Source organism: Halomonas faecis (assembly GCF_010993975.1).
GTDB lineage: Bacteria > Pseudomonadota > Gammaproteobacteria > Pseudomonadales > Halomonadaceae > Halomonas > Halomonas faecis.
This window is the reverse complement of the sequence record NZ_JAACZO010000057.1, coordinates 180,276-206,544: the sequence shown is the minus strand read 5'-3', so window position 1 is coordinate 206,544 and position 26,269 is coordinate 180,276. Positions and strand designations below refer to the sequence as shown.

General features: G+C 66.0%; 22 protein-coding genes and 1 tRNA gene. 13 read left to right on the top strand and 10 right to left on the bottom strand.

Annotated elements, in window-relative coordinates; all coding sequences use genetic code 11:
* Window positions 1–56: 56 nt before the first annotated feature.
* The 3 genes from GFD32_RS17895 (at window position 57) to GFD32_RS17885 (ending at window position 2,988) form a co-directional block, all read left to right on the top strand.
* The gene (locus tag GFD32_RS17895; protein WP_205599159.1) at window positions 57–1,034 is read left to right on the top strand and encodes a kinase; all 978 of its coding nucleotides are present in this window, start codon (window positions 57–59) and stop codon (window positions 1,032–1,034) included.
* The gene (locus GFD32_RS17890) at window positions 1,024–1,884 is read left to right on the top strand and encodes a protein phosphatase 2C domain-containing protein (RefSeq protein ID WP_163577927.1); all 861 of its coding nucleotides are present in this window, start codon (window positions 1,024–1,026) and stop codon (window positions 1,882–1,884) included. Before GFD32_RS17895 ends, GFD32_RS17890 begins: the two co-directional genes overlap by 11 nt.
* 183 nt (window positions 1,885–2,067) lie before the next feature.
* On the top strand, window positions 2,068–2,988 hold the full coding sequence (locus tag GFD32_RS17885; RefSeq protein ID WP_163577926.1) for a LysR family transcriptional regulator: 921 nt from the start codon (window positions 2,068–2,070) through the stop codon (window positions 2,986–2,988).
* Here GFD32_RS17885 and GFD32_RS17880 read toward each other — a convergent pair.
* From GFD32_RS17880 to GFD32_RS17860, 5 genes are all read right to left on the bottom strand, one after another.
* Window positions 2,985–4,535, bottom strand: coding sequence for an aldehyde dehydrogenase family protein (locus GFD32_RS17880; RefSeq protein WP_163577925.1), 1,551 nt, complete (start codon window positions 4,533–4,535; stop codon window positions 2,985–2,987). The genes GFD32_RS17885 and GFD32_RS17880 overlap by 4 nt on opposite strands.
* On the bottom strand, window positions 4,532–5,440 hold the full coding sequence (locus tag GFD32_RS17875) for an NAD(P)-dependent oxidoreductase (protein ID WP_240455700.1): 909 nt from the start codon (window positions 5,438–5,440) through the stop codon (window positions 4,532–4,534). The genes GFD32_RS17880 and GFD32_RS17875 overlap by 4 nt, the downstream gene beginning before the upstream one ends.
* Before the next feature lie 12 nt (window positions 5,441–5,452).
* Window positions 5,453–6,634, bottom strand: coding sequence for a M20 aminoacylase family protein (locus GFD32_RS17870; RefSeq protein ID WP_163577955.1), 1,182 nt, complete (start codon window positions 6,632–6,634; stop codon window positions 5,453–5,455).
* A gap of 17 nt (window positions 6,635–6,651) precedes the next feature.
* Window positions 6,652–7,947: a DUF3100 domain-containing protein gene (locus GFD32_RS17865; RefSeq protein ID WP_163577924.1), complete on the bottom strand. Its 1,296-nt coding sequence runs from the start codon at window positions 7,945–7,947 to the stop codon at window positions 6,652–6,654.
* A gap of 374 nt (window positions 7,948–8,321) precedes the next feature.
* Window positions 8,322–8,398, bottom strand: a tRNA-Met gene (locus GFD32_RS17860).
* Window positions 8,399–8,602: 204 nt separating this feature from the next.
* Here GFD32_RS17860 and phbB point away from each other — a divergent pair.
* Entirely contained in the window at window positions 8,603–9,349 is a 747-nt protein-coding gene (gene phbB / locus GFD32_RS17855) for an acetoacetyl-CoA reductase (RefSeq protein WP_163577923.1), read from the top strand.
* A gap of 81 nt (window positions 9,350–9,430) precedes the next feature.
* Here the strand turns inward: phbB and GFD32_RS17850 are convergent, their stop codons facing one another.
* A complete protein-coding gene (locus GFD32_RS17850) occupies window positions 9,431–12,214 on the bottom strand; it encodes a DUF349 domain-containing protein (protein ID WP_163577922.1) in 2,784 nt (927 codons plus the stop codon).
* A 245-nt stretch (window positions 12,215–12,459) separates the two neighbouring features.
* Here GFD32_RS17850 and minC point away from each other — a divergent pair, with 245 nt between their 5' ends.
* The 4 genes from minC to sbcB all read left to right on the top strand — a co-directional run bounded on the left by minC (window position 12,460) and on the right by sbcB (window position 16,041).
* Window positions 12,460–13,203 (top strand): septum site-determining protein MinC, encoded by a 744-nt coding sequence (gene minC / locus GFD32_RS17845; RefSeq protein ID WP_163577921.1) that lies wholly within the window; start codon window positions 12,460–12,462, stop codon window positions 13,201–13,203.
* 62 nt (window positions 13,204–13,265) lie between these two features.
* Window positions 13,266–14,087, top strand: coding sequence for a septum site-determining protein MinD (gene minD, locus GFD32_RS17840; protein ID WP_163577920.1), 822 nt, complete (start codon window positions 13,266–13,268; stop codon window positions 14,085–14,087).
* Window positions 14,084–14,335 carry a cell division topological specificity factor MinE gene (minE, locus tag GFD32_RS17835; protein WP_163577919.1) on the top strand — a complete coding sequence of 84 codons (252 nt, stop codon included), beginning with the start codon at window positions 14,084–14,086 and terminating at the stop codon, window positions 14,333–14,335. Before minD ends, minE begins: the two co-directional genes overlap by 4 nt.
* A gap of 215 nt (window positions 14,336–14,550) precedes the next feature.
* On the top strand, window positions 14,551–16,041 hold the full coding sequence (sbcB, locus tag GFD32_RS17830; protein WP_163577918.1) for an exodeoxyribonuclease I: 1,491 nt from the start codon (window positions 14,551–14,553) through the stop codon (window positions 16,039–16,041).
* 63 nt (window positions 16,042–16,104) lie between these two features.
* On the opposite strand, the gene GFD32_RS17825 is transcribed toward sbcB, so the two are convergent.
* Complete coding sequence (locus GFD32_RS17825) at window positions 16,105–18,975, bottom strand: insulinase family protein (RefSeq protein WP_163577917.1); 2,871 nt, start codon at window positions 18,973–18,975, stop codon at window positions 16,105–16,107.
* Complete coding sequence (locus GFD32_RS17820) at window positions 18,972–19,658, bottom strand: SOS response-associated peptidase (RefSeq protein ID WP_163577916.1); 687 nt, start codon at window positions 19,656–19,658, stop codon at window positions 18,972–18,974. Before GFD32_RS17820 ends, GFD32_RS17825 begins: the two co-directional genes overlap by 4 nt.
* A 171-nt stretch (window positions 19,659–19,829) precedes the next feature.
* Between GFD32_RS17820 and GFD32_RS17815 the strand changes: the two genes are divergently transcribed.
* The gene (locus tag GFD32_RS17815) at window positions 19,830–20,435 is read left to right on the top strand and encodes a TetR/AcrR family transcriptional regulator (RefSeq protein ID WP_163577915.1); all 606 of its coding nucleotides are present in this window, start codon (window positions 19,830–19,832) and stop codon (window positions 20,433–20,435) included.
* A gap of 18 nt (window positions 20,436–20,453) precedes the next feature.
* On the opposite strand, the gene GFD32_RS17810 is transcribed toward GFD32_RS17815, so the two are convergent.
* Both GFD32_RS17810 and GFD32_RS17805 read right to left on the bottom strand, forming a co-directional pair.
* On the bottom strand, window positions 20,454–21,737 hold the full coding sequence (locus tag GFD32_RS17810) for an HlyC/CorC family transporter (protein WP_163577914.1): 1,284 nt from the start codon (window positions 21,735–21,737) through the stop codon (window positions 20,454–20,456).
* 110 nt (window positions 21,738–21,847) lie between these two features.
* On the bottom strand, window positions 21,848–22,648 hold the full coding sequence (locus GFD32_RS17805; RefSeq protein ID WP_163577913.1) for a cytochrome C assembly family protein: 801 nt from the start codon (window positions 22,646–22,648) through the stop codon (window positions 21,848–21,850).
* Between the two features lie 289 nt (window positions 22,649–22,937).
* On the opposite strand from GFD32_RS17805, the gene ffh reads away from it, so the two are divergent.
* From ffh to trmD, 4 genes are all read left to right on the top strand, one after another.
* Window positions 22,938–24,347, top strand: coding sequence for a signal recognition particle protein (gene ffh / locus GFD32_RS17800; protein ID WP_163577912.1), 1,410 nt, complete (start codon window positions 22,938–22,940; stop codon window positions 24,345–24,347).
* A gap of 202 nt (window positions 24,348–24,549) precedes the next feature.
* Window positions 24,550–24,798 carry a 30S ribosomal protein S16 gene (gene rpsP / locus GFD32_RS17795; protein WP_163577911.1) on the top strand — a complete coding sequence of 83 codons (249 nt, stop codon included), beginning with the start codon at window positions 24,550–24,552 and terminating at the stop codon, window positions 24,796–24,798.
* A gap of 23 nt (window positions 24,799–24,821) precedes the next feature.
* Complete coding sequence (gene rimM / locus GFD32_RS17790) at window positions 24,822–25,379, top strand: ribosome maturation factor RimM (RefSeq protein WP_163577910.1); 558 nt, start codon at window positions 24,822–24,824, stop codon at window positions 25,377–25,379.
* A 20-nt stretch (window positions 25,380–25,399) separates the two neighbouring features.
* Complete coding sequence (gene trmD / locus GFD32_RS17785) at window positions 25,400–26,182, top strand: tRNA (guanosine(37)-N1)-methyltransferase TrmD (RefSeq protein WP_163577954.1); 783 nt, start codon at window positions 25,400–25,402, stop codon at window positions 26,180–26,182.
* The last annotated feature ends 87 nt before the right edge of the window (window positions 26,183–26,269 follow it).

The window sequence follows — 26,269 nt, the reverse complement described above, 5'->3', positions numbered from 1 at the left end:
TGGGTCTGCGGACGGGAGGCAAGGCATCGAGGGCTCGGTCGAAAGGAGACGCAGCGGTGCGCGGCAAGATCGTGATGGATTCGCTGGGCAAACCGCGCCAACTGGGCCAGCGGTTGGCCAGCGGAGGGGAAGGCGATATCTACGCCCTGCGTGGCCGCGCCGATGTCATCGTCAAGTGGTACTACCCCGAGGTGCTGGTAAAGCGCGGCGAGCTGCTGCATCGCAAGGTGGAGGCGATGCGCGAACTGCGCGATAGCCAGACCACCCAAGACGTATGCTGGCCGCTGATCCGCGTATTCGACCACCAGCATCGCTGGATCGGTTTCGCCATGTATCGGGCCCAGGGCGTCAAGATGGGGTGTCTGGCTCATACGCTGCTGTATGCTCGCCACTTCCCGAATCTGGATCGTCGCCAGATCGTCGGCTACCTGCTGCGTTATATCGAGATCGTCCAGCAGCTACATCGTGCCGGTATCTGCATCGGCGACTACAACCTCAACAACGTGTTCTGTGTACCGCGCAGCGACAGCGTGACGCTCATCGACTGCGACAGCTACCAACTGCGCGTGGGCGGTACCTTCTACCCCTGCCCGGTGGGCAGTCCCGACATGACCCCCAAGGAGCACCAGGGCAAAGCGTTTCGCGACATCGTGCGCACGCCGCGCAGCGAGGCCTTCTCGCTGGCCATCGTGCTCTTCAAGTGCCTGATGCTGGGGCGTCACCCCTACGACATCGTGGGGGGCGGCGACCCCGTGCGGAACCTTCGGCGCGGCAACTTCGCCTATGGACGCGGTCAGCGCAGCGTGCCGCAGGGCGACTGGTACGCGCTGTGGCAGGCTTTGCCCAGTGCGGTGCAGGAGTCCTTCATCACCACCTTCACCGAAGGTGCCGACAATCCCGCCCAGCGCACCACGCTGGCGCAATGGCACGAAACATTGAGCGCCTATCGAGAGCAGCTCGAGAATGGCGAGTGCCTGCGTGAACTGGTCGTGACCGGCGGCAAGGTCGGCGGGAGTGCGCAGCGTGGGCGTTGATGACAACCAGCCGTGCCTCGGCGATACCCAGGATGACTGGCGGGGCCTGGCGATTGCCGTGGCCGGGCTCGCGCATCTGGAGGCTGAGCCTTCCGTGCCGTGTCAGGATGCCGCCCTGAGCACGGTGGCTCCGCGCCCGCTGTTGACCGTGGCCGACGGAGCCGGCAGTGCGATTGCCTCCGAGTATGGCGCCCAGGCGGTGACCGGCGCATTGTGTCGCTTGCTCGTCACGCTGGAAGGTCAGGTGGCGCCACTGCTCGATACCGCACACCCGCCCGACGATGACGCCTGCCGCGATCTTGCGTTGCTGCTGGTCAGGCATGCCCAGGGAGTCCTGGCAGATACGGCGCAGGTGCAACGCCGCGAAGTACGTGACCTGCGCTGCACGCTGCTCCTGGCCGTGGTAGGGCGTGCGCGCCTGCTGTGGCTCAAGGTCGGGGATGGTGCCATCGTCGTCGAGCGTGCCGTGCCGGATCCGCAGGCCGAGTCGTCCGATGAGCCGGCGCTCATGCCGCTGCTGAGTCTGCTCGGCGAATCGGGACGCGGTGAATTCGCCAACCAGACGACCTTCGTGGACGATCGCTTGAGGTCCGAGCAGGTGCAGTCGGGGTGCCTGGGGATGGATGGCGTGACGGGCATTGCGCTGATGAGCGATGGCGCCGCCGAAAAGCTGGTCGCCCATGACGGCAGTCGCGTCGCCGGGCAGCTCAGCCACTGGCTCGACGATCTACGCGGCGGTCGGTTGCGTGAGCGTGACCTGATACGACGCTTCTACAGCGAGGCGTTCTGCCGGGGCACGGCCGGTGACGACCGCGGCATCGCCCTGGCGGCCAGGGCGATTGCCGAATGAGCGTAGCGACCACCGCGATCGGAAGCGCTCGCCCATGCAATGCCACACGTTCATTCTTGCGGTTTTTCGTCCGAGTCTCCTGGTGGTCGGCTTAGTTGGCCTCCTGAAACGGTTGGACCGGATAGCGGTCGAACGACTGATCGGGCGATCACGGACAGGTTCGGGCGGCTAGGAGGCGAGACCATGGAGATACCCCACCAGCGCCTGATCTACTTTCAACTGACGGTGGAAACCGGCTCGATTCGTGCCGCCGCCTCGCGGCTGGATATCGCCCCCTCGGCGGTGAGCCGGCAGATCGGACTGCTGGAGTCGGCGCTGGATGCGACCCTGCTGGAGCGGCGGCGCGATGGCGTACGCTCCACGCCAGTGGGTGACATGCTGCTCGACTACTGCCAGCGGCGCACCATGCTCGACCGGCGCTTCAGCGATGAACTGGATGCGTACCAGCGCTTGGAGACCGGTCAGATCACCCTGTGTGTGGGAGAAGGCTTCGTCGGTGACCTGATCGATCATCCGCTGCGCGAGTTCACCGAGGCGCATCGCGGCATCCGCCTGGAGATCGACACCGGCAGCACCCGGGAGATCATCGAATCGGTGGTCAACGACGAAGCGCACATCGGCCTGATGTACCACGAGCAGGTGCACCCTCACCTGCGCTTCTGGCATTCTACCCGCCAGCCGCTGGTACTGCTGATGGCGCCGCAGCATTCCTTGGCGGCAAGCGACGAGCCGCTTACCCTCGATGCCCTGGCCGAGCACCCGCTGGCGCTATGGCACCCGGGCCACGGGGTGCGGCAGTTGGTCGACCTGGCCTTTCGCGAAGCCGGACATCGTCCCATCGTGGGCATCCAGACCGGCTCGCTCGAGGTCCTCAAGCACTCGGCGCGGGCCTCGCTGTGCGCGACGCTGTTGCCGCGCTTTGCCGCCGCCCGGGAGCTGGAGGAGGGCACCCTGGTGGCCCGCGACGTGGTGGGCAGGCACTTCAGCCAGGCCAATGCCCACATGGTCACCCGCATCGGACGGCGCATGCCGCGGGCCGGGCTGCAGCTGCTGCGTCATCTGCAGCACTGGATGAGTGCCTTCCGGCACTACCCTTCCGGCTAGCCGCTGCCGTAGCCCATGGCGGCGCTGGCGTTGGGTGCGGTCTCTACCCAGACGCTGCGGGTGGTGGTGTACTCGCGCAGGCCGTCGGCACCGCTGGAGCGCCCGTACCCGCTGTCGCCGAAGCCGCCGAAGGGCGACATCACGTTGATGCTCTTGTAACCATTCACCCATACGGTGCCGGCGCGCAGCTGGTGGGCGACGCGCAGGGCCTTGCCGGTGTCGCGGCTCCATACCGCGCCGGCCAGCCCGAAGCGGGTGCCATTGGCCAGCTCGATGGCTTCCTGCTCGTCGCGGAAGGTCATCACCACCAGCACCGGTCCGAATACCTCCTCGCGGGCGATGGCCATCTCCGGGGTCACGCCGGAGAGGATGGTGGGAGCGAGGAAGTAGCCGTCGGCGGCCTCCGTGGGCAGGCCCTCGGGGCGGTCGCCGCCGGTCAACAGCTGCGCTCCCTCGGCGAGCGCTTCATCGATCAGCCGGCGTACCTGTCGGTACTGGGCGGCGTTCTGCAACGGGCCCATCCGCGTCGTTTCATCGTTCGGCAGGCCTACGGCAATGGCGTCGGCGGCCCGAGCGAGACGTTCGGTGAAATCGGGGGCCAGGCTCTCCTGCAGCAGCAGCCGCGAGCCGGCCACGCAGCTCTGACCGGCGGCGGCGAAGATTGCCGCTTGAGCGCCGGCCACGGCGTCGTCCAGCACCGCGTCCTCGAAGACCAGGTTGGCTGACTTGCCGCCCAGTTCCAGCACACTGGGCACCAGGCGGTGGGCGCCGGCTTCGGCGATCAGTCGCCCGGTCTCCGGCGAGCCCACGAACACCAGCTTGGCGACATTGGGGTGAGTGGTCAGAGCGCTGCCAGTGGTGTGGCCGAAACCGTTGACGATGCCGATCAGCCCCGCCGGCAGGCCGCCGGCGCGTTCCAGTAGCATGGCCAGCAGCACCGAAGTGATCGGGGTGAGCTCGGAGGGCTTTAGCACGGCGGCGTTGCCTGCCGCCAGGGCCGGGGCGAGCTGCCAGCCGCAGGTGAACAGCGGTGCGTTCCACGGCGTGATCTGCCCCACCACGCCGTAGGGCACACGCTGTACGTAGTTGAGGTGGGTGCTCGGCACGTCGATTACCTCACCATGCTGCTTGTCGCACCAGCCGGCGTAGTACTCGAACATCTCGCGTACCTTGTCGACCTCGCCACGACAGTCGCGGCGCGGTTTGCCGGCGATCAGGCTTTCGAGCTCGGCGAGGCACTCCTCGTGTCCGTCCAGACCGGTTGCGGCGCGCTGCATCCGGCGGCCGCGCTCGCTGGCACTCAGTGACATCCACTCCTGCTGGGCGCGCCGAGCGGCTTCCACCGCCACGGCCACGACGTCCTCACCGGCATCCCGATAGTCGAACAGCGACAGGGCGGTGACCGGGTCCTGCAAGCTGATCGTGTCGCCGGTGCCGGCGGTGAGCCTCCCGTTCACCCAGTTGGCGCTGGGCTGGGGCATGTCCATGCCATAGGCGTCGAGAAGTTGGGCCAGACGCTTCCGGGCCTGCTGGTTCAGGGCGTTCATGCTGGGTTCTCCTCCTCTCGGCTGGCGGCATGTCGGTCGGCCGACTCCAGCAGCCGGGCGGTGATGCGGTTGAAGTCCTCAGCGTCGTCGAGGCCCTGGCGTTCGTCGTGCCAGCTCTCCACAACCTGCTCCAGCAGCCCGTCGGTTAGACCCAGATCCCGGGCCGTCTGTCGCGCCAGGCGCAGATCCTTGCGCATCAGACCCGTGGTGAAGCCGGAATCGAAGTCGCCGGATAGAATCCAGCGCGGGAAATTGACCTCGCTGACCGCGCTGCGGCCGGAACCGCTGTTGAGGCCGTCCAGGCAGGCTTCGGGGTCGACTCCGGCACGCCGAGCCATGGCTACCGCCTCGGCGGTGGTCAGTAGATGGGCGGCGCACAGATAGTTGTTGGCCAGCTTGACCACGTGGCCGCTGCCGGCTTCGCCAACATGGGTGATGCGCGCCGCCATGGCTTCCAGGAGCGGACGGGCACGCTCTAGAGTGGCCGTCGTGCCGCCCACCAGCATGCCCAGTTGTCCACTGTGGGCGCCGCTAGGGCCACCGCTCACCGGGGCGTCCAACCAGCATAGCCCGGCCTCTGTCACCGTCTTGGCCAGCTGGCGCGACGCCACCGGGTCGCTGGTCGAGGTGTCGACGATCAGGCTGTCGGTGGGCGCCCGGGAGAGCAGTCCGGGGCGTTGCTCGAGCACCTCGCATACATGAGCCGAAGTGGGTAGCGATAGGACGTAGGCTTCGCTGGCTTCGAGAGCTTCGGGTGGGGCGGTGGCGATACCCTCGGCGGCCAGGCGCTCGCGAGCCTCGGCGGCGATATCGCTGCCTTGTACCGTGAAGCCGGCACGATGCAGGGTCAGGGCCATGCCGCGGCCCATGTTGCCCAGGCCGATGACGGTAACGGTTTTGATCACGGGTAACTCCTGTCAGGGGGTATCCGGGTGGTGGGCGAGCAGGGTGCGTACCAGCTGCACCCAGTAGTCCACGCCGAGCGGTGTCAGGCGGTCATCGAAGTCGTAGTGAGGGTTGTGCAGCGCCGCGCTTCGCTCGCCGTTGCCCAGCCAGATATAGGCGCCGGGACGCTCGTTCAGCATGAAGGCGAAATCCTCCGAAGCCATGCTGGGTGGCAGGTCGCGATGCACCCGAGTGATCTCCGGCATGGCCTCGAGCACGGTGGCGCAGCGCTGGGCGTGCTCGGGAGTGTTGAAGGTCGCCGGGTAGCGCGGCTGATAGTCGAGGTCGGCCTCCAGGTCGTGGAAGCGCGCCTGGGCTTCCACGGCGTCGCGGAAGCGTTGCGCGAGGCGTTGGCGCAGCGTCTCGTCGAAGCAACGCAGGGTACCGCGCAGCTCCACGCCTTCGGGGATGACGTTGAAGGCATCGCCGGCATGGAACTGGGTGACGCTGAGCACCGCCGTCTGGTGGGCCGGCGTCTCGCGGCTGATCAGCCCCTGCAGTTGGTTGACCAGCTGGCAGGCGGCGAGGATGGTGTCGCAGCCCAGGTGGGGCATGGCCGCGTGGCAGCCGTTGCCCCTGAGCTTGAGGGTGAATACGTCGAAGGCGGCCATCACGGCGCTGTCGTGCACCGCGGCTTCGCCCACCGGCAGCCCCGGCCAGTTGTGTACCCCGTAGACCGCCTCCATCGGGAAACGCTCGAAGAGGCCCTCCTCGACCATCACCCGGCCGCCACCCTCGCTTTCCTCGGCAGGCTGGAAGATGAAGCGAACGTGGCCGGCGAAGTCGGGCTGCCGGGCGAGGCGGCAGGCGGCACCGAGCAGCATGGTGGTGTGGCCGTCGTGGCCGCAAGCGTGCATCTTGCCGGGCACGCGCGAGGCGTGCCCGACGTCGTTGAGCTCGGTGACGTCCAGGGCATCGATGTCGGCGCGCAGGCCGATGCTCGGCCCGTCGCCCAGCCGCCCCTGAAGCGTGGCAACGATACCGGTGCCGCCGCCCAGCCCGCTCACGAAGGGCAGGCCGGCCTGCTCCAGGATCTCGACGATACGCCGGCTGGTGCGATGTTCCTCGAAGGCCGTTTCCGGGTGGCGGTGGAAGTCGTGCCGCCATTCGAGCAGGGTCTCGGCATCGATAGGAGGCACGGCGTTTGCGGTCATGGTCATCCAGTCCTCGTTCACAGCAGCAGGTCGGCGATCATGGCAGAGGCGACGAAGGTTCCGGTGAACACCAGCAGGGCGATGATCACCAGCTTCCAGCCGGCCTGGCGGAACATGGCCAGTTCGCGGGTGGAGAGCGCCAGGCCGGCATAGGCCAGCACCGGAGTGACGATGGCCAGGAAGTTGACCGCACTGAGTTGGTCGACCAGCCAAGCGCTGCCGGGCATCCACGGCAAGGTCAGCAGGATGCTGACCAGCGAGACCCAGGCCACCCCCGGCAGGTAGAAGGGCGCGTAGCGGGTCACTGCCAGGCCGATCATGGTCATCACGTAGAGAATCAGCATGCCCGGCAGTGCCTCGATCAGGCCGGCGCCGTTGATGGTGTTGGCGACCCAGGCAACGGCACAGGCCGCGGCCATGACGATGGCGGTCTTGCCGAGGTTTTTCTCGGGGCGTTCCTCTTCGGGCACCTCGCTGGCTTCGGCAGCGGCATTGACCTGGGCGCCCACGGGCTTGGCCTGGCGCTTGCCGGTCAAGAGGGTATAGAGCTTCTCGGCAATGGGCAGGGCGACGAACAGCGTCAAATAGAGGCCGGTGGCGTAGGTCATCAGGTTGCTGGCGCCGGCGAAGGCCAGCAGTTCGTCCTTCATTTCCGGCAGCGAGCCGGCGATGGCCGCCGAACAGGCGGCGACCATGCTGCCGCTGCCCACGCCACAGGCCATGGCCAGGGCACGCGGATCGAGGATGTCCAGCGAGGTCAGGTAGCCGGCCATCAGCGCGAACCACAGGGTGCCGAACATGGTGCCCACCACGTAGGTGCCCATCACGCCGATACCCTCGGGGCCCTTGAGGCCGTACTTGTCGGAGATCACCGCGATGTTGGGCTCGCGGGCGATGGAGTAGGTGGCACCGATGGCTTCGCGGCCCATCTTGAACACCAGCACGGCCACCGGTAGGGCGATCAGCATGGTGCCCAGGTTGCCCAGTTCCTGGAGGATCAGTGCCGGCCCGGCACTGATGAGGTCCTCGATGGCGGGACCGATGGTGGAGCCGAAGCGGGCGATGAACGGCATGATCGACAGTAGGATCAGCGGCCCTGCGGCCTGGCTGACGCTACCGGGGATGAACTTCCCGGCAGTGCGCGTCACGTTGGGGTTGACGAGCACACCGATGATGAAAGCGTAGAACAGCGGCAGCAGCAGCAGCGTGCCGGGGCCCATGGGAACGCGAAGAATACCGATGGCTTCGGAGAGTAGCGAGATCAGAATGACGAGCGCATGAAGGCGCCAGTCCAGTAGCTTGGAAAGGGGCATGGGTCATCCTTCCTGGTCGGGTTTGTGATTGTTGCTATGCCAGCAGCGTACCCATCGGAGTATTGTGAAGCTTCCTGGGCTAATGAAAGGCGGGGTGTGTTGCAATTTTTAGAGCTCAGCTGGCTGCCGCCATTGCGACGCTGGGCGGACATGCCCGGTGGAATGACGCACTCCACTGGGCCTTGGCGAGGTTTTCAATGCACTGACCGTGGGTTCGCCGGCCCGGCAAGCGGATGGCGCTTGGTCATTGGGGCTGACTGGGCTGCAGCGTACGTGCCAGAAGAAGTGGTGTGGGCTGAGGTCGAGCTTGTGAAGCGCTTGGGATGAAACATGAAAAAAGCCAGAACCCAAAGGGTTCTGGCTTTTTCGATGTTTGGTAGCGGGGGCCGGATTCGAACCGACGACCTTCGGGTTATGAGCCCGACGAGCTACCAGGCTGCTCCACCCCGCATCGACGTGGCGCTATTCTACGCTATGTCGGTGCCATGTCAAGCGAAGTGTCAACGCTCGTGCTTCGTGCAGGTTGTGCCTCAGCGTCCATAATCAATAAGGAGCCTTGCAGGGGCGTCGCTTGGGGTCGCATCCTGTCGAGGCGGGCTTGTTTCGCGCTGCGTCAGGCTCTTACGCATGAACGTCATGATCAGGGAGGTTTACTATGGCTCAATCAGCACCCGTTGCCTGGGTTACCGGGGGAACCGGTGGCATCGGCTCGGCGATCTGCCGTGCGCTTGCTGCGGCGGGGTATCAGGTCGTGGCGGGCTATCACAACCCGGAAAAGGCCAAGAGCTGGCTCGAGGCTCAGAAAGCCGACGGCTTCGACAACATCGCGCTCTCCGGTGTCGATCTGACCAGCTACGATGCCTGCGTTGCCGGCGTCAAGGAGATCGAGGAGACGCATGGTGCCATCAGCGTGCTCGTCAACTGTGCCGGCATCACGCGTGACGGTACCTTGAAGAAGATGAGCCCCGATCAGTGGAACGAGGTCATCGATACCAACCTCAACAGTGTCTTCAATACGTGCCGCAGCGTCATCGAGGGGATGCTCGAGCACGGCCACGGCCGGATCATCAACATCTCATCCATCAATGGCCGCAAGGGCCAGTTCGGCCAGGTCAACTATGCTGCGGCCAAGGCCGGCATGCATGGCCTGACCATGTCGCTGGCTCAGGAGACGGCGACCAAGGGAATCACCGTCAACACCGTGTCGCCGGGCTACATCGCCACGGACATGATCATGAAAGTGCCGGAGAAAGTGCGTGAAGCCATCCGTGAGACGATTCCGGTGAAGCGTTTCGGTACGCCGGAAGAGATCGCTCGTCTGGTGGTGTTCCTGGCCGACAAGGAGTCTGGTTTCATCACCGGCGCCAACATCGATATCAACGGGGGGCAGTTCATGGGGTGAAACCCAGAAAGGGCACGCCGCTGCCGAGCTGATTGCCACGGGAGGCCTTGGGCCTCCCGTTTGCGTAGTGCGCCCCTTGGCTCAGGGCGGTGGCAGGTGGCTCAGGTGTGTCAGCAGGGCGTCGAGTTCCCCGACTTCCCGGTTCCACTGGTCCACCGAGACGGGGCCGGTGGCCAGCAGGCTGCGCAGAATGGCGCGCACTTCCTCGGCACGGTTCAGTTCGCGCCCGAGCCCCTCGTTGAGTCGTTCGACTTGAATGGCCAGGCGCAACGGCTCGTCGCGTCGATCGATGCGTCCCATGGCGAGTAGCGCCAGGTGCACGCGCAAACGCGCCAAGCGTTCGGCGACGTCATCGGCGCTGGGCGGGTCATGGCGGGCGGCATTGCGCGATTCGTGGGCGCTCTGCATGTCGTCGGGCAGAGTCAGGTCGGGTTCCGGCATCACGTCCCGCGCTTGACCACCGGCCAGGCGTTCGGCATCGGCGGCCAGGTGAGCGTCGAGCAGGGGGCGCAGTGTCTGCCAGTGCTGGATTTCGTCGGCCACGGCCAGGCGTGCCAAGCGCTCGCGTCGGGCGCGGATGATGCCGCTCCAGCGGCGCCGCATGCCTTCGCTGCGTCGTCCCGAGGGCAGCGGCTCCAGGGTGGCTGCCTCATCGATAGCGCGCTCCAGTACGTCATGTTCGCTGGCGTTGGTCGGCTGCCAGGCGTCGAGTCGGTCGATCAGCGCCTGCATGGCTTCGAGGCGGTGGCGCGCTCGCTGGGCATGATCGTCGCGTCGCGCCTCGCGGGCCGCAAAGACGCGATCGCAAAGTTCGCGAAACTCGCGCCACAGGGCCTGTTCCTCGCCGCGCGGGGCGCGACCCAGCGCTCGCCAGCGTTGCTGCAGCGCCTTGGCGGCTTCGGCACGGCGTTCGGCGGAGATATCCTGCTCCAGCAGTGCGCGGGCCTCGGCAATCAGCGCCTGCTTGGCGTCGGCGATGTCACGGGCGCGCTGGTCGATGAGCGCCTGGAGGTCGTGGCGGATCTTGCCGAAACGGCGCCCGGTGGACTGGGCTTGGTCGCGGGGCACGGGAGCGTGGCGGCGCCACTCCTCCCGGGCCTGGTCACGGATCTGGCGCAGGGCGTCGGGGTCGGCATCGCTGGCTGGCGAGCTGAGCAGCGCTTCGAGCTGTTCACACAGCGCGATGCGGGCCGCCAGGTTGCGATCGCGCTCTGCCGCGCGTTTCTCATGCCAAGGGGCCAGGCGTTCATGAATGCGCTCGGAGGCAGTGCGAAATTGGTCGGAAAACGCCTGGTTGGCGGCGGCATCGCCCAGGGATCGCCACTCCTTGACTAGCTGACGGTGACGGCGGTCGAGTTCGGCATCGCTGAGTCCTTGCTCTTCGGCCAGAGCGGTGATGGCCTGGCATAGCTGCTCGCGTTTGGGGCCGGCGACGAAGCTGCGCCAGTCACGCAGCTCGGCGAGCTGGGCGCCGAGCCGCTTCAAGGTGGCGCGGTGGTTGCCGAGGCGTTCCCGGGGCAGATCGTCGGCGCGATGACGCAGGCTCTGGTAGAGGCGGCTGGCGCCTTTGAAGGCGCCGCGTTCGAGTAGCGTCTCCAACTGCTTCAAATCGTCGGTAAAGCGTGCCAGGCGGGCGTCGAGGTCGTTTTCGGGGGCCGACTCGGCGCTGCTCAGCGTGAGTCGGGCGCGCTGAAGCAAGGGCGTCGGGGGCAGGTCGTCGGGCCATGCGGCTCGGTCGAGGCAGGTTGCCAGGCGTTCGGGGTCCCGTTCCTTGAGAGCGGTGTCGATGGCCGGGGCTTCGGCCTCGAGGCGCTCCCAGGCGGTGAGCAGGCGGTCGTAGTCGGTGAGCGCGGCGGCATAGCGCTCGCTGAGAGCTGCATCGATCACGTGACGGTCGGAGAGGGCTTGCCAGCGATTGGCCAGCAGCTGCTTCTGAGCCCGCAGGCTGGCGATGTCCTGGGCTGTCACCCGGTCTCCTTTGGGCAGGGCGGCGAGACTTTCCTCCAGCGCTTCGAGCAGGGATTCGCGGGCCTGGGTAGCCTGCTCGCGCCGGTGATCCATCTCCGCTTCGGCATGGGCGCGTGCCTCATGGTCGGTGATCACCTTGCGGCAGCATTGGCTGGCATCCTGGAAGCGTCGTTCCTGGTGACCGTCCGGCAGGTCGGAAAGAGACTCCCACTCGCGTATCAGGTGGCGATAACGGCCGGCATAGAGCGGCTCCCAGGCGGCATGGGCGTGGGCCTCCAGGTCGCGGAGCAGCGCTTCGCGCCGTTCCCGGGTGGCGGCGAGCTCGGCGGCATCGGCGCGTCGCCGGTTGAGCCGCTCGCGGGCCCGGCGCATGACCTGACGGTCGCGACGCGCCTCCTGGGTCAGCCGCTGCAGGCCAGCCTCGCTTTCCACGCGGGCGGCAGCCGCATGGCGTACCGCGGCGATGCCGTTCTCGCAAGCCTGGCGGATCAGTTCATCCTCGCTCTGCAACCTCTCCACGGCGGCCAGGCGCAGCTGTTGATTATCGCCTTTCAGCGCCACGGCACTGAGCAGCGTTGGATCGTCGAGGGTTTCGACGATCGCCTGGCGGTGGGCAAGGTCTCCATTGCCGGCCGAGCCGGACAGCAGCTCGGCCAGGCGCTGGGGCAGTTCCCGGTCGTCAGGTTGGGCGCGGTACAGGCGTCGCAGGGTTTCGATGTCATCGATGCGTGCCAGGGCGGCGTGACGTACTTCACGCACGGGGTCCAGACAGAGACGTTCGAGAGCCTGCCGCTGCTGCGAGTCGGCAGGGTCGAGTCGTGCAATGGCTTGGCGACGCTTGTCGGCGTCGGGATGTTGCCAGCGTGGGGCGAAAAAGTGGCGAAGAAATCCGGGCATGGGCTGTCCTGATCGAGCGCGGGATACCGGCCCGGGCGCGTCGGCGTGTCGCGGTGGGCTCGGCAGGATTCGTCATGGCTATCTAAGCATGCGTTACGTCGGCAGAAAAGCCAGTGGCATGGCAGACTGTGGCCAAACGGCGACAATGTCATTGGGCCGGTGTTGGACGTATCATCGGTTGCAGGGGCCAGAGGAGTCGCTTAGCTTTAGACCCACGACCCGACATCATCGACTGGAGTCCGGCAATGAGTCTCAATGTGGATAGGGCGAGCATGGCATTCACCTTCAAGGGGGGCATGCTGCCCATGACGGTCATGGAGCTGACCAGCGCCGACCCCGAGCGCATCCGTGAGCAGCTTGCCGGCAAGCTCAGCCAGTCGCCGGCCTTCTTCCAGCATACGCCGGTGGTGCTGAGCGTCGAGCGACTCGATGAGCCGCATCTGGCGTTGGAGCGGATCTGCGCGGTGTGCCGGGCTCACAAGCTGCTGCCCGTGGCGGTGCGGGGCGGCCAGGATCCGGTCAAGCAGTCGGCCTGGGCGTTGGGTCTGGGCTGGTTTCCTCCCAGCGATGGCAGCCGAGTGCGTCCCCTCGAGAGCGTGGCGCCGGCGGCTGCGGTGGAGCCTGCCGACGAGGCCGCCGTCTCCTCCCAGGCAACCGTGGGCAGCGGACGCATTTACCGAGGTACGGTGCGCTCCGGTCAGCAGGTGACGGCCCCCGAGGGTGATCTGGTGGTCATCGGTGCCGTGAATGCCGGCGCCGAGGTGCTCGCAGCGGGAAGCGTGCACGTCTACGGCGCCTTGCGCGGTCGTGCGCTGGCCGGCATTCACGGCGATGCTCGGGCCGGAATCTTCTGTCGCGAGCTGCATGCCGAGCTGCTGTCGGTGGCCGGCAATTACAAGCGTCTCGAGGACATCGACCCGCAGTTGCTGGGGACGTCGGTTCAGGTCGTGCTGGACGATGCCCAGCTCGAGATCACCCCGCTGACGTAGGGCGCCATCGCTGAGCAAGCGCGATTTCCCCCGTTTTCGAACCGTTCGAAAGGAAGCACAACTTGGCCAAGATCATCGTAGTGACCTCCGGCAAGGGTGGGGTCGGAAAGACAACCAGTGCAGCGGCCATTGCCACCGGCCTGGCGCTGCGAGGCAACAAGACCGTGGTCATCGATTTCGACGTGGGTCTGCGCAACCTGGATCTGATCATGGGCTGCGAGCGGCGCGTCGTCTACGACCTGGTCAACGTCATCCAGGGAGAGGCGGGGCTCAACCAGGCGCTGATTCGCGACAAGCGCGTCGACAATCTGCACATCCTTCCCGCCTCCCAGACCCGCGACAAGGATGCGCTGACCGCGGAAGGCGTGGAGCAGGTGCTCGAAAGACTGAGCGGCGACTTCGACTATATCCTGTGCGATTCGCCGGCCGGCATCGAGCGCGGTGCCCAACTGGCCATGTACCATGCCGACGAGGCCATCGTGGTGACCAACCCCGAAGTCTCCTCGGTTCGCGATTCCGACCGTATCCTGGGCCTGCTCGCCTCCAAGACGCGCCGGGCAGAAAACGACCAGAGTCCCGTCAAGGAGCACCTGCTGATCACCCGCTACAATGCGTCACGGGTCGACGGCGGCGACATGCTCAACCTCGAGGACATCCGCGAAATACTGGCCATCGACCTGATCGGCCTGATTCCCGAGTCCGAAGCGGTGCTGCGCGCCTCCAACCAGGGCGTGCCCGTGATCCACGACGACGACAGCGACGCCGGCCAGGCCTATGCCGATACGGTGTCGCGCTTGTTGGGTGAAGACGTGCCGTTGCGTTTCCACGAGATCCAGAAAAAGAGTCTGCTGAGCCGCATGTTCGGCGGAGGAGGTCGTCGGTGAAGCTGCTGGAATTCCTCAAGCGCGAGCGCAAGAAATCGGCCTCGGTCGCCAAGGAGCGGCTGCAGATCATCGTTGCCCACCAGCGCAGCCAGCGCGGCCAGCCCGACTACATGCCGATGCTGGAAAAGGAGTTGCTGGAGGTGATCCGCCGCTACGTCCAGGTGGACGACGATGCCATCAACATCACCCTGGACAGCGAAGACAACTGCTCGGTGCTGGAGCTCAACGTCACTCTGCCGAGAACCTGAGCGAGGCCCACAGCCGGCACGGCGCGCCGGCCACAGGCAGCGCCAGCGGCCGTTGCCGCGCCGAGCCCGCGTGGACATTCATGTCGTCTTTGACTGGCAGCCTGCCGGACTCGACCGATCGTCGTGAGAAAGACCGGGTTTCCCAGTCGATCCGCGCCGAGTCTGCCAGGCTGCTGGGCTGAGGCATTTTGCGAGCCGAGCAGGAGAGCCTTCGCATGGCGAAGCCCGATGCCGCCCCCATGACCTTCCTGTGGCACGATTACGAGACCTTCGGTGCCGATCCGCGGCGCGACCGCCCGGCCCAGTTCGCCGCCATCCGTACCGACAGCGAGTTTCGCGAGATCGGCGAGCCGGTGGAGTGGTTCTGCCAGCCGGGAGACGACTACCTGCCGCATCCCCAGGCGTGTCTGATCACCGGTATCACTCCGCAGCAGGCCCGCCGTCGTGGCGTACCCGAAGCCGAGTTCGCCGGTGCCGTGCATGCCTTGATGAGCGAACCCGGCACCTGCGCTCTGGGTTACAACAGCCTACGTTTCGATGATGAGGTGAGCCGGCATCTCTTCTACCGCAACCTGCTCGACCCCTACTCGCGAGAATGGCAGAACGGCAACTCGCGCTGGGACTTGATCGATGCGGTGCGAGCCTTCCATGCTCTGCGCCCCGAGGGCATCGAGTGGCCGAAGCGCGACGACGGCGCACCGAGCTTTCGCCTCGAGGACCTGACCGCCGCCAACGGCATCGAGCACGCTGGCGCTCACGATGCCCTGGCCGATGTGCGTGCCACCATCGCCCTGGCGCGGCTGCTGCGCAGCCGCAACGCCAAGCTCTTCGACCACCTCCTGGGTTTGCGACGCAAGCGTGAAGTCGCCAAGCGCTTTGACCTGATGTCGCGCAAGCCGGTGCTGCATATATCGCGGCGCTACCCGGCTAGCCGCGGCTGCAGCGCTTTGGTGATGCCGCTGGCCGAGCACCCCACCAACCCTAACGGGGTAATCGTCTACGACCTGTCGGTGGATCCCGAGCCGCTGCTCACGCTCGATGCCGAGCAGATTCGCCAGCGCGTCTTCGTCAGCGGCGATGACCTGGCCGAAGGCGAAGTGCGGGTGCCGCTCAAGGTGATTCACATCAACCGCAGCCCGGTGGTGCTGCCCTCGGCAGCCCTCAAGGACAGCCACGGCCCGCATCAGGGCGAGTATGGCGAGATCGTCGACCGACTGGGGCTCGACCTCGACGCCTGCCGTCGCCACTGGCAAGCGCTCAGCCGCGACGGCGAGGCAGCCCGCAAGGCAGCGGCGGTGTTCGCCGAGCCGCCGCCGGAGGGGCCGCAGGACCCGGACCTGATGCTCTACTCGGGCGGCTTCTTTTCTCCGGCCGACCGCAAGCAGATGCAGCGCGTTCGTGACACCGACCCCTGGGAGCTGGTCGAGGCGCGTTTCGCCTTTCAGGATCCGCGGCTCGAGGAGATGCTGTTTCGCTATCGGGCACGCAGCTATCCGGAGACCCTCACTGACGAGGAGCAGGCCCGCTGGGAAGCTTACCGTTGGGAGCGCATGAACGATCTGCTGCTCGCCGGCTTCACGCTCAAGGACTTCGCTCGCGAGATCGAGCGGCTCAATCAAGTCGCGCTTGGCGAGCGTGACCGGCAACTGCTCGAGGAGCTGGTGATGCACGTGGAGGCGATGCTGCCGTCCCAGGCATTCGATTGAGCGTTGCGTCTTTCCTGCCGACAGCGCCCGGCCTACTGGCCGGGCGCTGTCATGTCTGAGCGTTCAGTCATTGCCTTCGGGCAGCGGTTCCAGTCGTTGGGCCAGGGCAGCGACATCGCTGGGTTCGTCGCCGGGGTCGAAGGTCACGCTGACGCCCGGTCCGCTACGTAGCGTGTTCCAGCTCTCCCGGAGGGCGTCGGGCGATACCGTGAGCACGCGTTCGGCCAACCGTTCGCGCCGGTCGAAGTCGGTGTCATCGTAGGCGAGAGATCGCCATAGACGGTCGGTGCGGCCCGAAAGGCTGGTGTCGCGCTTGAGCAGTTCGTCATGCACGGCCTGGCGATGGATCGCCAACTGCCCCTCGTCGAGCGCGGCGATCTGGTCACCGAAGTCGTCGATGAATGCCTCGATGTGCTCGGCGATGGTTTCGCTCGGCGTGTCCGGTGACTGCACGAGCAGGCCGATGCCGGGGGCATCGAGTAGCGGCGAGTAGCTGGCGTTGACCACGTAGCCGAGCTGCTGTTGGGTGCGCAGGCGGTGATAGAAGGGGGTATTGATCAGTTGCCCGATCATGGTGAGGCGCGCCTGAGTCTCCAGGGAGCGATCCTCGCCCTGTAGATAGCGTAACACCAGCGACTCCTTGCGGCTGCTGTGCGGGTGCAGGTCGGGTAACTCGTCTGCTGCGTGCAACGGCGTGAGCTCCGGGATCGCCTCGCTGCCGAGGGTCGGAGTCAGCGCTTCGGCGACCCGGGTGCCCAGTCGCTGCGCCAGGTCGGCATCGAGATTGCCGACGGCCATGGCCTCCAGGCGCAGCTTGGCGAGGAAGTCGTCGCGGAACGTTTGCAGGTCTTCCCGGGTGACCTCGCGGCTGGCGTCCAGCAGCGCCTGACTCGACCAGCTGGGGCGTAGCAGTACATCACCCAGCATGCGATGTCCCTGACGATAGAGCGCAGCCTGTGGGGCATTGCGCCACTCGCGCTGCAGGCGATAGCGCACGCGCTCGAAGCTGGCTGCACGGATCTCGCCTGACCGTAGCTGTTCCAGCGTATCGGTGATCACGCGTTGCTGACGGTCGCGCCAGCCAGAGAAGGCCAGGGTCAGGCCGCGGGCATGGGCATATGGGTCGACATGATGACCGGCCAGCCGTGCTGGATAGAAACGCTCGTTGAGGCTATCGGACAGCCAGCCTGCGAGCAGGTTCGACAACGCCGCCTGGCGCGGACTGGTGCTGGCCTCGGGGTGGAGCAGCCCGAGTCGCCATTCCACCTTGGGCGTATCGAAAGTGCTGTCCGCCTTGTGCCACAGCACGGAGGCCGGCTCGTCGATCAGTTGCCGGGGGCGCTCGTCTTCGACGTCGAGCAGCGTGAGGTCTTCGGCGATGAAGGGGGTGGGCTCGGGCAGTGCCAGACCTGCCAGGGGGGTGGCTTCCGACGTGACCGTCTCCGTCACGTCGCGCCACGGGGCGTCGAACCAGGGAGAGCGTTGCTCGCTGTCGACGTCGGGGCCGCTGTAGAGTCGGATCAGCCGCTTGGGGGTGAGCCGATCCAGGTAATCGGCGATGCGCTCGCGTTCGAAGCCATCCATCCGGTAGGGAGCGTACTGCACGTCTTCGACGGGAAAGCGAGTCAGGTTCATGGCCAGGCGCATGGCCCCCTGCAGTGGCGAGCCGTGCTGCTGGAAGCGGAACTCCTGCTCGGCGAGCTTGGCCTGCTCGTCGTAACGCCAGGCATCGAGACCCGTTTCGCGCAGCCGTTCGATGGCCTCGAACAGCGTGGCTTCGATGGTGTCGAGGCGCTTGGCGCCCTCGGGGGTCAGGCTCACGTTCACCGCGAACAGGGCATGGCGGCCGTCGTGCCGCGTGACCCCTGCGGAGAGGCCGTCGGCCAGCCCCGCTTCGCGCAGTATGGCGAGCAGGCTGCCCTCACCTTCGTGGCCCAACAGGTTGGCCAGGTAGTCGACGGGCTTATGGCGGTACTCGTCAGTCGGGTCGGGTATGGGGAACAGGAAGCGCACCTGGCGGCTGTCGCGTACCGACTGCATCTCGAGGTAGCGGGGGAGTCGGTCCTCCTCGACCAGAGGGGCCTCGATCACCGGGCGTTCGGCACCGTTTCCCTCGATGGCGGCGAAGCGTTCGCTCACCAAGGGTTCCAGTTCATCGAGCGGTTGCGGTCCGATGACCGTCAGGTGCATGACATCGGCGTCGTAATGGCGTTCGTAGAAGTCGATGACCCGCTCACGCAGCGACGGCTCGCCCTCGGGGCGGTCGGCGAGGGTTTCGCGGCTGCCCACCGCGAACCCCGTGGTGGAGTTGTCGGGGTTGAGCACTTGGTTGAGGACATCGTTCTCGCGTCGGCCATCGTCGCGGATGCGGGCCATGTATTCGGAATGCACGATGTTGCGTTCGCTTTCCAACTGGTCGGCATTGAACAGCGGCGAGACGAAGAAAGCGCTGAAACGGTCGAGGGCGCCGGGCAGGGCCTCGGGGTCGATGTCGAAGAAGTAATTGGTGTCCTGAGGTGCCGTGAACGCATTGTGGTTGCCGCCATGACGACGCAGGTAGGACTGATAGGCGTCGGCTTCCGGAAAGGGCTCGGTACCGAGGAACAGCATGTGCTCGAGGAAATGCGCCAGACCTGCCAGGTCATCGGGATCCTGGGCACTGCCCACCCCTACGTTCATCGACGCGGCGGCGCGGTCGGCGTCGGGGTCGCTGACCAGCAGGGCGGTGAGGCCGTTTTCCAGGGTCAACACCCGATAGTCGCGACTGTCGTGGGGGCTGACCCGCGGCGTGGTGACGTCGGCGACCTCCTCGGTTTCGGTGTTGGCCGTGACGGCCAAGCTCGACGCCAGCATCACGAAGCCGACAAGACTCAGTGCCAGGCCGAGGCCGAGGCCGTGACGGCGTGACGGATAACGGGTTGCGATGTGCATCATCTCTCCTGATCGCGAGGCCGGCGCAGCATGGGCCCTGTGGGGTGCGCGCAGGCCAGGTCCTGGTTCGCGGGGTCGTTCACTCGTCTTGATACCGGAAAAGCGCCCAACAGTTCCTCGTCGGGTGGGGCGAGAAGTGCCCGGGCCTCCGTTTCCGGGGTATCCGGAGCCAGCCAGCGGGATGCCGCCGATGCCGGGATGACGGCCGGGAGCCGGTCGCCGAGCGGGGAGAGCAAAGCATTGGCGGACACCGTGATCAGTGCCATGGAGTCGGCATGCTCGGTCAGGCTGGTGTGGTAGCGGCACCACAGGCCTGCCAGCAGCAGCGGGCTTCGGTCGACCCGCACGACCAGAAAGGGCTGCTTGAAACGAGGCTGGGGCTTCCAGAGGTAGATGCCGCCCACTGGGACCAGGCAGCGCCGTGCACTGAATGCCTCGCGGAACATGGGGCGCGAGGTCAGCGATTCCGCGCGGGCACAGTGGGGAGCCCGGTCGAGCACCTCCAGCCATGGCGGCGTGAGCCCCCAGAAGGCATCCCTCAGGCAGGTCTCTCCCTGCTCGCGGCGCAGAATCGACAGTGGGCGGCGTGGTGCCAGGTTGGGCGAGTGCCGCAGGGCATCCCGGCAGCACAGGCCGGGCAGCAGGCTAGAGGGATCGAATGCGGGAACGTACAGGCGACCGGGCATGACGCCTCCAGACGATGGCGGGCCCCGGGTGGCTGACATACCGGAGTACGAAAAGGCCTCCCGAGCTGCCGAGGGAGCTTGCAGAGCTCGAAAACAGTGTTCGGTCTGCGCTATTCTACGCTCTTGGGTGGCCTCGAGGCACCCGTCACTCCCTTTACGGCGAGGAATCCCATGGCCCGTCCACGACAGCATGCGCCCGAAGCGCTCCATGCCCAGGTCATGTCCGCCTGCGATGCATGGCTGCAGGACAATCCGGTCCACTCGCTGTCGCTGCGCGCTCTGGCCCGCCAGGTGGGCTGTGCTCCGAGTACCCTGCTCAAGCTCTATGGCAGTTTCGGCAATCTGCTCCAGCACGTGAACCTGGAGACCCTGGACCTGCTGCGTGGTGTGATAGCGCCACTGGAAGATGCCGGGCCCGAGTCACGCCTCAAGGGGCTGGCTCTGGCCTACTGGCAGTTTGCCCAGCGTGAGCCTTATCGCTGGCAGTTGCTTTTCGACTTCCCACTGGCCCAGGAAGGTGAACTGGACCGACGCCAGTCCGATATGATCGAGGCCCTGTTCGTACGTGTCGAGGCGACGCTCAAGGAGTATCAGCCGGCGCTGGACGACCTCGAGGCACGGCGTTTGAGTCGTACCCTGTGGGGCAGCGTGCACGGCCTGGTTCAGTTGGGTCTCAACGAGCGCCTGGGGTACTGGCAGGGGCAGCAGCTCGAAGTGGGGGAGCTCATCGACCAACTCCTGACCACCATCCTTGCCGGGCTGCGGAAGTCCGCCTGAACTGGCCCTGGGGGCCGCTCAGCCATGACGCGCGCGGCGCTGCGGCGCCTGCCAGCAGCGCGCGGCGGTGATGAGGTTGTCGCGCACCTCAAGGATCTCCATGCGCACGTTGCCGATCTGCAGGCAGGCGGCGCCGTCGGGGAAGGACTCCAGGTGCTCGAGAATCAGCCCGTTGAGGGTCTTGGGGCCATCGGTGGGTAGCTGCCAGCCAAGCAGGCGATTGATGTCGCGGATGTTGGCGGTCCCCTCGATGACGTGGCTACCGTCGTCCTGTCGGTAGATCTCCTGATCCTGGCTGGCCATGTCGGTGGTGAATTCGCCGACGATCTCTTCGAGGATGTCCTCCAGGGTCACCAGCCCTTCCACGTCGCCGTATTCGTCCACCACGATGCCGATGCGTCGCTTCTGCTTCTGAAAATTGAGTAGCTGCGTATGCAGCGGCGTCGACTCGGGAATGAAGTAGGGTTCACGCGCCTCCTGGACGATCGCTGCCTTGGTCATCTCGGGTCGCGACAGGAAACGGGCCGCATTGCGCAGATGCAGCATGCCGATGATGTTGTTGATGTCCCCCTTGTAGATCGGCACACGGGTATGCTGGCTGGTGCGTACCTGGACGAGGATCTCTTCCAGGTCGTCGTCCAGGTCGATGCCGACCACCTCGTGCCGCGGCACCATGATGTCGTTCACGGTGACGTTCTCCAGGTCGAGAATCGATAGCAGCATGGCCTGGTGGCGGTGTGGGATGAGCGTGCCGGCTTCGTGAACCACGGTGCGCAGCTCGTCACGGGTCAGGTTGTCGGCGTTACCGTCTATCTGTTTTACCCCGACCAGGCGCAGCAGTCCGTTGGACAGGGCGCTGACCAGCCATACCAGCGGGTAGAGCAGCTTGAGCAGCGGTTCGAGCACCACCGAAGCCGGGTAGGCGATGCGTTCCGGCTTGATGGCGGCATAGGTCTTGGGACTCACTTCGGCGAAGATCAGAATCACGATGGTGAGAACCAGTGGAGCGATGGCCGGCCCCGACACTTCGCCGAAGAAGTGGATGGCAAGCACCGTGGCGATGGCTGCCGCCAGGTTGTTGACCAGGTTGTTGCCGATCAGGATCACGCCGATCAGCCGGTCGGGCCGGGCCAGCAGGCGCATCACGCGCTTGGCGGCGCGCTCACCGCTGTTGGCCTGATGGCTCAGGCGGTAGCGGTTGATCGACATCATGCCGGTCTCGGAACTGGAGAAGAAGGCGGACAGACAGATGAGAAGAACAAGCAGGCCGAATAGCAATCCCAAGGGGAATTCGTCGCTCAAGTCGAAGGATCCTCGCAGGCGTGTCAGCCCCGTGTTGTAGGGGTTCGCTCGGGGAGTGTCAAGGCGACTTCCGCGTCAGTCCGTGTCGCGAGCCGCCTCGTCGAGGCAGGCTAGTTGCCGCGCAGCAAGACTTCCAGCACGAACTTGCTGCCGAAGTAGGCGAGCAGCAGCACGGCACAGCCGCCCAGCGTCCAGCGCACCGCGCGCATGCCGCGCCAGCCCAGGATGTGGTGGCTGATCAACAGAATGGCGAAGATGACCCAGGCGGCCAACGACAGGATTGTCTTGTGCGCCAGGTGCTGGGCGAACATGCTGTCGAGAAACACGAAGCCGCTGACGATCGACAGCGTGAGCATTGCCATGCCGGCCCAGATCAGCTCGAAGAGCAAGCGCTCCATGGTGGTCAGCGGGGGCAACGCCTGCACCACGCCGCGAGTGTGGTGGTGGCGCAGTGCCTGGTTTTGCACGCCCAGCAGCACCGCCTGCATGGCGGCGATCACCAGCACGCCGAAGGCCAGTGCCGAACTGATGGCGTGCAAGGCGATGCCGGGCGTCATGCCGCTGCTGCCCGCCGGGCTGGGCAGCCCCACTGCCAACAGCAGCGCTGCGCCGGATAGCGGGAAGAGCCCCACGGCAATGTTGAGCACCGGTTTGGCCAGGCTCACCGTCAGCAGCAGGAAGACCATGAGCGCCGTAACGATCACGGCGCTGGCCGAAAGGCCGGGCAGCAGGCCTGGGGTCTGGCCGAGCAGCTTGGCCGCCACCGGTACGTGGAACAGCAGCCCCATTAGCCCCAGGACGCGCACGAGGGCGGCCCGCGGCGGGACCCGCCGCATTAGCGTGAGTCCCTGCCAGGAGGCAGCGCCCAAATAGAGTACGAAAGCCATGATGGCTAGAGGAAGCGCCTGCATCAGTTGCCGTCCGTGCGCCGTTGCCGGCGTCAATGCATCTCGAAAGTGAATTGCGTCGATACTATACCCAATCCGCGCTCGGTCGCACAGCGATGACGTCCGTCATGCATGGAGACTGGCGGTCACTGCGCGTATAATCCTCACCCAAAGGAGGGCCGGCTGGGCGAACCAGCCAGGCTGTCACCGCTTTGCGTACGGGTAGGCGCGGTTTCTGCGGTGGATCGTCGCAGTCGGTCCGTCAGTCGCCAGTCAGGGGCGATGTCTACCCGCTTCGTCGCCGGAGAGGCCCATGTTCCAGAATCTCAGTGAGCGCTTGTCGCAGACGCTCAAGTCCATCAAGGGTCAGGCGCGTCTGACCGAGGACAACATCAAGGATACCCTGCGCGAGGTGCGGCGTGCGCTGCTCGAGGCCGACGTCGCTCTGCCGGTGGTCAAGGTCTTCATCGAGCGCGTGCGCGAACGTGCCGTGGGCCAGGAGGTTTCCAAGAGCCTCTCGCCGGGCCAGCAGTTCGTCAAGATCGTCCAGCAGGAGCTGGAAGCGGTCATGGGCGAGGCCAACGAAGGCTTCGTGCTCAAGGGGTCGCCTGCGGTGGTGCTGATGGCCGGCCTGCAAGGCGCGGGCAAGACCACGTCGGTGGCCAAGTTGGCGCGTTACCTGCGCGAGCGCGAGAAGCAGAAGGTGCTGGTGGTCTCCGCTGACGTCTATCGCCCGGCGGCCATCGACCAGCTCGAGACGTTGGCAAAAGAGGTCGAAGTCGACTTCTTTCCGTCGCGCAGCGATCAGCAGCCGGTGGCGATCGCCAAGGCGGCGATCCAGCACGCCAAGATCCAGTTTCACGACGTGGTGCTCGTCGACACCGCGGGTCGTCTGGCCATCGACGAGGCCATGATGGCGGAGATTCAGGCGTTGCATGAGGCCGTCGCACCTCAGGAAACGCTCTTCGTGGTCGACGCCATGACCGGCCAGGACGCGGCCAATACGGCCAAGGCCTTCAGCGAAGCGTTGCCGCTGACCGGGGTGATTCTCACCAAGGCCGACGGTGACGCTCGCGGCGGGGCGGCGCTGTCGGTGCGTCACGTCACCGGCAAGCCGATCAAGTTCATGGGCGTGGGTGAGAAGGTCGATGCCCTGGAGCCTTTCCACCCCGATCGCGTGGCGTCGCGCATTCTCGGCATGGGTGACGTGCTGTCGCTCATCGAAGAGGCCGAGCGCACCGTCGACAAGGGCAAGGCCGAGAAGCTCGCCAAGAAGGTCAAGAAGGGGCAGGGCTTCGATCTCGAGGATTTCCGCGACCAGCTCCAGCAGCTCAAGAAGATGGGCGGTATGGGGGGCTTGATGGGCAAGCTTCCGGGCATGGGGCAGATGGCCGAGATGGCCCAGGGCCCTGGCCCCGAGAAGGAGTTCGGCAAGCTCGAAGCGCTGATCAACTCGATGACGCCCCAGGAGCGGCGCCGTCCGGAGATCATCAACGGCTCGCGCAAGCGTCGCATCGCCGCTGGCGCCGGGCTGCAGGTCCCCGACCTCAATCGTCTGCTCAAGCAGCACAAGCAGATGCAGAAGATGATGAAGAAGGCCGGCAAGAAGGGTGGCATGCAGAAGATGATGCGTGGCATGTCCGGCATGATGGGCGGCGGCGGGCCGGGAGGCCCTGGCGGGCCTGGAGGCATGGGCGGTCCCGGCGGGATGCCCTGGCGGTAGGAGTCTGCCGGGCTCGACGTTGATCCGCTGCGAAATCCGAGTTTCACGCGACGATCGGTCAAGTCCAGCAGGCTCCAGAGCCCGAAAAAGGTTCCCAAGCGGGGCTGTTTTCCGTAGAATGCTGCGTCTTCACTGGCAGGACCGCGAACACCGCGGCCATCGTCGTGACCGAATCCAACACAACCGAAGGACAGACTAGGCCATGGTTACCATTCGTCTGGCACGTGGTGGCGCCAAGAAGCGTCCCTTCTACCATCTCACCGTGACCGACTCGCGCAAGTCGCGGGACGGCCGCTTCATCGAGCGCCTGGGTTTCTTCAACCCCATTGCGCGCGGCGGTGAAGAGCGTCTGCGCATCGATCTGGATCGCATCGCCCACTGGCAGGAGCATGGCGCTCAGCTGTCGGCGCGCGTGGCCGAACTGGTCAAGGAAGCCCGCAAGCAGGCCTGAGCCTGACTGTCGGGGGTGGCATCATGAACGCGCAGGCCGAACGCCATGAGGCGGGCGACCATGTGGTGCTGGGCAAGTTGACCAGCCCTTATGGCGTCAAGGGGTGGCTCAAGGTCTACTCCTACACCAGTCCCATCGACGGCATTCTCGACTACGGCGAGTGGGTGGTGCGACAAGATGGCGTGCTCAGCCGCCTTCGCCTGGTTCAGGGGCGCCGTCACGGCAAGGGGCTGGTGGCCCGCCTCGAGGGTTGCGACACCCGCGAGGCTGCCGAAGCGCTGGCCAGTGCCGAGATTCTGCTGCCCAAGTCGGCGCTGCCGGCACTGCCGAGCGGTGACTACTATTGGTACGAGCTCGAGGGACTCACCGTGGTCACTCGCGACGGCCAAGTGCTCGGCCAGGTTCAGTACCTGTTCGAGACCGGTGCCAACGACGTCCTGGTGGTCCGGGGGGATCCTCATGGCGAGCCGGCGGCCATCGACGACCGCGAACGGCTGCTGCCCTTTCTGCCCGAAGACGTGATCGTCGCCGTGGATCGTGAAGCGGGCCGAATGACGGTCGACTGGGATCCGTCGTTTTGACCGATCGAACGTCAGCGGGGCTGTGGGTCGGCGTCGTCTCGCTATTTCCGGAGATGTTCGAGGCGATCGGCAGCCACGGCGTTACCGGACGAGCCGTGGCTGCCGGACACATCGCGCTGGAGTTCTGGAACCCGCGTGACTATGCCACCGACCGTCATCGCACCGTGGACGACCGCCCCTATGGCGGCGGTCCCGGCATGCTGATGAAGGTGGACACGCTGCGCGCGGCCATTCACGCCGCCAGGCAGCGGGCGGCCGAGGCTACCGGCCAGCGGCCGCGGGTGGTCTACCTGTCGCCCCAGGGGCGGCGGCTGGACCAGCAAGGCGTGCAGGAACTGGCATCCGGCCCACCTCTAGTGGTGGTGGCCGGACGCTACGAAGGCATCGATGAGCGGGTCGTGGAAGCCGACATCGATGAAGAGTGGTCGATCGGAGACTATGTGCTCAGTGGCGGCGAGCTGCCTGCCATGGTGCTGATCGATGCCGCGGCTAGGCTGGTGCCCGGCGTGCTCGGGCATCGGGATTCCGCGGTCGAGGACTCCTTCAACGCCGGGCTGCTGGATTGTCCGCACTACACGCGGCCCGAGGAGATCGACGGCCGACGGGTGCCGGACGTGCTGCTCAGCGGCAATCATGGCGTCATCCGTCGCTGGCGGTTGAAGCAGTCGCTGGGGAGGACCTGGCTAAGGCGCCCCGACCTGCTGGAGGGCAGGGCGTTGAGCGACGAGCAGCGTGAGTTGCTCGCGGAGTTCATCGAAGAATACGCCGACAAGGCGGAGGTGCAGGGCACGGCGCAGCAATAGTCACCGTGCACCTGTGTCACCAACCAAGCACCCGCGCTCTCGAGCTCTCGCTCGGGCGCCGGGGTCACGATTCGCCGGCAACCAAGC

Coding starts and splice junctions, on each gene's coding strand:
- GFD32_RS17885 (WP_163577926.1), top strand. CDS start 2,068: ATGGAGATACCCCACCAGCGCCTGATCTACTTTCAACTGACGGTGGAA.
- GFD32_RS17880 (WP_163577925.1), bottom strand. CDS start 4,535: ATGAACGCCCTGAACCAGCAGGCCCGGAAGCGTCTGGCCCAACTTCTC.
- GFD32_RS17870 (WP_163577955.1), bottom strand. CDS start 6,634: ATGACCGCAAACGCCGTGCCTCCTATCGATGCCGAGACCCTGCTCGAA.
- GFD32_RS17865 (WP_163577924.1), bottom strand. CDS start 7,947: ATGCCCCTTTCCAAGCTACTGGACTGGCGCCTTCATGCGCTCGTCATT.
- phbB (WP_163577923.1), top strand. CDS start 8,603: ATGGCTCAATCAGCACCCGTTGCCTGGGTTACCGGGGGAACCGGTGGC.
- GFD32_RS17850 (WP_163577922.1), bottom strand. CDS start 12,214: ATGCCCGGATTTCTTCGCCACTTTTTCGCCCCACGCTGGCAACATCCC.
- minC (WP_163577921.1), top strand. CDS start 12,460: ATGAGTCTCAATGTGGATAGGGCGAGCATGGCATTCACCTTCAAGGGG.
- sbcB (WP_163577918.1), top strand. CDS start 14,551: ATGGCGAAGCCCGATGCCGCCCCCATGACCTTCCTGTGGCACGATTAC.
- GFD32_RS17825 (WP_163577917.1), bottom strand. CDS start 18,975: ATGATGCACATCGCAACCCGTTATCCGTCACGCCGTCACGGCCTCGGC.
- GFD32_RS17820 (WP_163577916.1), bottom strand. CDS start 19,658: ATGCCCGGTCGCCTGTACGTTCCCGCATTCGATCCCTCTAGCCTGCTG.
- GFD32_RS17815 (WP_163577915.1), top strand. CDS start 19,830: ATGGCCCGTCCACGACAGCATGCGCCCGAAGCGCTCCATGCCCAGGTC.
- GFD32_RS17805 (WP_163577913.1), bottom strand. CDS start 22,648: ATGCAGGCGCTTCCTCTAGCCATCATGGCTTTCGTACTCTATTTGGGC.
- ffh (WP_163577912.1), top strand. CDS start 22,938: ATGTTCCAGAATCTCAGTGAGCGCTTGTCGCAGACGCTCAAGTCCATC.
- rpsP (WP_163577911.1), top strand. CDS start 24,550: ATGGTTACCATTCGTCTGGCACGTGGTGGCGCCAAGAAGCGTCCCTTC.
- rimM (WP_163577910.1), top strand. CDS start 24,822: ATGAACGCGCAGGCCGAACGCCATGAGGCGGGCGACCATGTGGTGCTG.